We start from the raw sequence: 4,305 nt of genomic DNA, 5'->3' as shown, positions 1-4,305 counted from the left end.
CCAGAGCGTCTGATCGGCCTCAGCGCCGAGGGTGATGCAGAGCGCCGGGCGACGAAGGCATTCCTGCATGCCTATCTCTATGACAGTCTCGTGCTTAGTTCAGACCGAGCGCGACTCGAAAATCTGATTTCGCAGCTGTTCCGATTCTGGCTGGCTCATCCCGAGGAATTGCCTCAGAGCTACCAGGAGCAATTGCCAGACGAGAAGCCGGAGCGCATAGTGTGCGACTACATCGCCGGCATGACGGATAACTTCATTATCCGGGAGTATGAGCGGGTAGCCGGCGAGGCATTCGGCATTCGGCACTCGGTCTTCGGCCAGGATGCCCCATCGCTTACGAAGAGTTGAAATTCATGCCGATGCAGTGGGTGTAATTGCGGCATTCCGGCTCTTTCACCAGAATCCTGCGGAAAGAGCCAATCAGAGCCGAAGAACTCTGAAATATTCCGGGAGATCCGTCGGCCAAAGAAGCCTCGGGGATGAGAGACGAAGGCAGCTCAGCATTCTTCAATAACTTTTCAACAACTGCCGTGCAATCACCACTCGTTGAATCTCGCTGGTCCCTTCCCCGATGGTGCAGAGCTTTACGTCTCGATAGTACTTCTCCGCCGGATAGTCCTTGATGAAGCCGTAGCCGCCATGAATCTGTACGCCTTCATTCGCGCAGCGTACGGCAACTTCACTGGCATAGAGCTTTGCCATTGACGATTCTTGCGTGGTCTTCAGTCCAGCGTCTTTCATCGAGGCAGCGCGCAGGGTGAGCAGCCGGGCTGCGTCGATCTCGGTGGCCATGTCAGTGAGCTTCCATTGGATCGCTTGGAAATCGCAGATCGGACGCCCAAACTGCTTGCGCTCTTTTGAATACTTCAGCGCAGCTTCGAATGCGCCTTGCGCGATGCCAAGGGAAAGAGCAGCGATCGAGATTCGTCCACCGTCGAGCACGCGCATCGCGTCGATGAACCCATCGCCTTCTTTGCCCACGAGATTTTCGGCGGGAATGACACAGTCCTCGAAGATCAGTTCCGCGGTGTCGCTGGCACGCAGGCCAAGCTTGTTTTCCTTCTTACCTGGACGAAATCCCTTCGTGCCCTTTTCCACCACGAATGCAGAGAGCCCATGTGTGCCGGTGGTGCGATCCGTGACAGCAATGATCACGGCAACATCCGCGTAGTGCCCGTTGGTGATGAAAGTTTTGGTCCCATTCAACACCCAGGTTTTGCCTTTTCGCACCGCTGTCATTCGAGCGCTGCCGGCGTCGGAACCCGATCCAGGTTCGGTCAATCCCCAGCAGCCAATGAATTCGCCACTCGCGAGCTTGGGCAGATACTTGCGCTTCTGCTCTTCGTTTCCCGCGACATAAATGTGATTCGAACAGAGCGAATTATGAGCAGCCACGATTATGCCGATCGAGCCATCGACACGCGAGAGTTCCTCGATCGCGGTCACATACTCCACGTAACCCAGGCCCGCGCCTCCATACTCTGTTGGGAACGCGACGCCCATCAGCCCCATCTTGCCCAGCTCTTTAATCGTGGCCAGCGGGAACTCGGATTTCTCATCCCACTCCATTACATGGGGACGAATCTCGCGTTCGGAAAATTCGCGTATCGAGCGCCTGAGCTGCTCTTGTTCTTCAGTGAATTGAAAGTCCATAAAGATGAAAAAGGCCGATAATTCCGGGGGAGGTTCCTTATGCGGAAGAACGCATGAGGGTAAAACAGTTGAGCATATCACGCAGTGTGGCGAGCTTAATTATCGAGATCCTTAGTAAGTAAGTCAGTTTGAAAGCCAATTCAGTTGCCTGAAATCCTGTAGGCGTCGAGCGGCTAGCTCCACACAGTTGAAGCGAGCCAACGAGCAGGGACAAGCGAAATCTCGATCGTCCGCAGCGCCGAAGGCGCGGCTGCAACAGGCGGGAGGAGTCTAAGCTGATGCCGCGACATACCTTGGGAGTCGTTCTCGCGGCACTGCGGCTTACAATCAACCGGGATGGCTCCTCGCTCCTCAGCCCTCGTAAACCCGGCACAGCTCGCAAGTAATACAGTTCGCGTGAGCTGGAGAGCCGCGGTTCGCCTGCGCGCAGGACATCCTTGGGTCTACCGCTCCGATCTGCAAGGATCGCCCTCGCTTCCGCGCGCAGGAATGGTTCGAGTGCTCGAAGAAGGCGGCCGCTTCCTTGGCTGCGCGCTCTCCAGCTCCAGCTCGCAGATCGCTCTGCGCATGGTTTCAGATCGGGAATGCGATCAGTCTGAACTTCCCTCCATTGTGGCCACTCGCGTCAAGAAAGCGATCGAATATCGCGATACGCTGCGCATTTCTGAACAGAGCAATGCATACCGCGTGGTCTTCAGCGAAGCCGATCAGCTTCCAGGATTGATCGTTGATCGATATAACGACGTGCTTGCCTTCCAGGTGCTCACGCAGGCGATCGATCGGAAGGAAGTTCGCGAAGCGGTTCTTGAGACTCTAGACACAGAGATTCGTCCTGCGGGCATTGTGGAGCGCGTGGACGCGCGGATCCGCGAACTTGAGGAGTTACCTGCGACTGAGGGAGGTCTGATCCGGGGCGAAAAGATGCGCACGATCATCGAGATGAGTACGAATCAGGATGAATCTCCGCTGCGCTTTGAATACGATGCGGCTGCGGGACAGAAGACGGGAGCATTCCTCGATCAACGCGAGAATTACGCTGCTGCGCAGCGCTATGCGCGTGGAACTGCGCTCGACGTCTTCTGTTACCAGGGAGGGTTCGCGCTGCATCTGGCGCGCATGTGCAACCAAGTCATCGGCGTGGACGCGTCTCGTGCAGCTCTGGAAGCCGGCGAGCGCAACTTCGAATTGAATTCCAGTTTACTCGCAGCTCCGGAAATCGAGTGGCTCGAGGCGAATGCCTTCGATCTACTGCGCGATTGGTCCGATACGGGACGCAGGTTCCAGACGATCGTTCTCGATCCGCCGGCGTTTGCGAAAACCAAGAAAGCTCTTTCGACAGCATTACGCGGTTACAAGGAGCTCAATCTCCGCGCACTGAAGATGCTAGAGCCAGGCGGCATTTTTGTGACCTGCTCCTGCTCCCACCATGTTTCTCAGCAGGAGTTCTTGGAGACGCTAGCCGACGCTGCACGCGATGCACGCCGGCGAATTCGTCTGCTCGAAGTGCGTGGCCAGAGCCAAGACCATCCTGTGGTCGCGGGTATTCCCGAAACGGCATATTTGAAGTGCGTTATTGCCTTTGTGGAATAGTTTGTCTAGTCGCTGCTAAGCAGTTGATTTCCGATGCTGTCCGAGTTTCGTTTCAGGAACCGCCGCCCGAACATCTCGGTTGGACGTGACCTTCCGATTGGGTCACGTTACCTGTTTCCGCTGGTTTTGCCGACTCCACCTGTGCTGAAATCTGCCAATCCCCCGCGGAGGCGATCATGCCAGATACACTCGTCGGCCAACCGCCGGCGACCGGATCCACATCAGGCACAGTTTTCAAGACTCCTGGAGTCACACACGACGGACAGAATGCCGGCGTGCAGCAACAGCGCACAGTGCAGTCCTTGGCTGCCGCAGGTGCCGTGAAACGCGGCGGCAACTGGTTCTATTGGATCGCGGGGCTCTCGCTCGTGAATACGATCGTTGCCATCACCGGCGGGAACTTTCATTTCGTGCTGGGATTGGGCATCACTGAAGTCACCGATGCGTTCCGCTCGCCCCAAGCTCGGATGGTCGGGTACTTCATCGACCTGTTGGTTCTCGGCTTCTTCCTGATGTGCGGCTACATGGCCGGCAAATTCCACAAGTGGGCGTTTGTGATGGGCATGGCCTTCTATGCGCTCGATGCCGGCCTGACTGCGATGGCCCAGGATTGGATCTCATTCGCCTTCCACGTCTACGCGATCGTGTGCATCTGGAGAGGCTTCTCCCACGTGAACGCTGCGAAGGATAGCGGCCAAGTAGCTGTTTTGAGCGGCAAGTAAACCCTAACAAGGCGAACACGAAGGTCACGAAGTTCGAAAAGCAGAGGCCACGGAGATCGATATCTTCGTGACCTCTTGTAGTTAGCCGTCATGTCCTTCGTTAACCCCGGTCCCCGTTTGGGTAGTGTCCTAATTTCGATTTTTTATTCCGTCAATGCCTTCCTCCCACGTTCGGTAAGAATAAATCGATCGTTTTCCCTTCGGATCAAACCGAGCGTTATTAATCCCTCTGCATCTTGCTCAAACTCAGCTTCGCTTGACGGTTTAATCGTCGCGATCAAAGCACGGATTGTTTCCGCGCCCGCTTCTTCAAGCGCCCATGTTATGTCTCGCTGCAGGG

5 protein-coding genes are annotated in these 4,305 nt (G+C 56.1%); 3 read left to right on the top strand and 2 right to left on the bottom strand.

Going from position 1 to position 4,305, the window contains the following annotated elements; genetic code table 11:
• A partial coding sequence (locus DMG62_21705; protein PYY20837.1) for a hypothetical protein occupies positions 1 to 348 on the top strand: 348 nt, incomplete at its 5' end.
• Between the two features lie 159 nt (positions 349 to 507).
• Here the strand turns inward: DMG62_21705 and DMG62_21700 are convergent.
• Positions 508 to 1,653, bottom strand: coding sequence for an acyl-CoA dehydrogenase (locus DMG62_21700; GenBank protein ID PYY20836.1), 1,146 nt, complete (start codon positions 1,651 to 1,653; stop codon positions 508 to 510).
• 336 nt (positions 1,654 to 1,989) lie between these two features.
• Between DMG62_21700 and DMG62_21695 the strand changes: the two genes are divergently transcribed.
• Complete coding sequence (locus DMG62_21695) at positions 1,990 to 3,243, top strand: SAM-dependent methyltransferase (GenBank protein PYY20835.1); 1,254 nt, start codon at positions 1,990 to 1,992, stop codon at positions 3,241 to 3,243.
• Between the two features lie 176 nt (positions 3,244 to 3,419).
• The gene (locus DMG62_21690; GenBank protein ID PYY20834.1) at positions 3,420 to 3,965 is read left to right on the top strand and encodes a hypothetical protein; all 546 of its coding nucleotides are present in this window, start codon (positions 3,420 to 3,422) and stop codon (positions 3,963 to 3,965) included.
• A 143-nt stretch (positions 3,966 to 4,108) separates the two neighbouring features.
• Here the strand turns inward: DMG62_21690 and DMG62_21685 are convergent.
• A partial coding sequence (locus DMG62_21685) for a hypothetical protein (GenBank protein PYY20833.1) occupies positions 4,109 to 4,305 on the bottom strand: 197 nt, incomplete at its 5' end.

This window comes from Acidobacteriota bacterium, from assembly GCA_003225175.1.
In the GTDB taxonomy this organism is placed as follows: Bacteria; Acidobacteriota; Terriglobia; order Terriglobales; family Acidobacteriaceae; genus Gp1-AA112.
Note: the sequence above shows the minus strand (reverse complement) of the source record. Positions and strands in the feature narration are given on the sequence as shown.

Coding starts and splice junctions, on each gene's coding strand:
- DMG62_21695 (PYY20835.1), top strand. CDS start 1,990: ATGGCTCCTCGCTCCTCAGCCCTCGTAAACCCGGCACAGCTCGCAAGT.
- DMG62_21700 (PYY20836.1), bottom strand. CDS start 1,653: ATGGACTTTCAATTCACTGAAGAACAAGAGCAGCTCAGGCGCTCGATA.
- DMG62_21690 (PYY20834.1), top strand. CDS start 3,420: ATGCCAGATACACTCGTCGGCCAACCGCCGGCGACCGGATCCACATCA.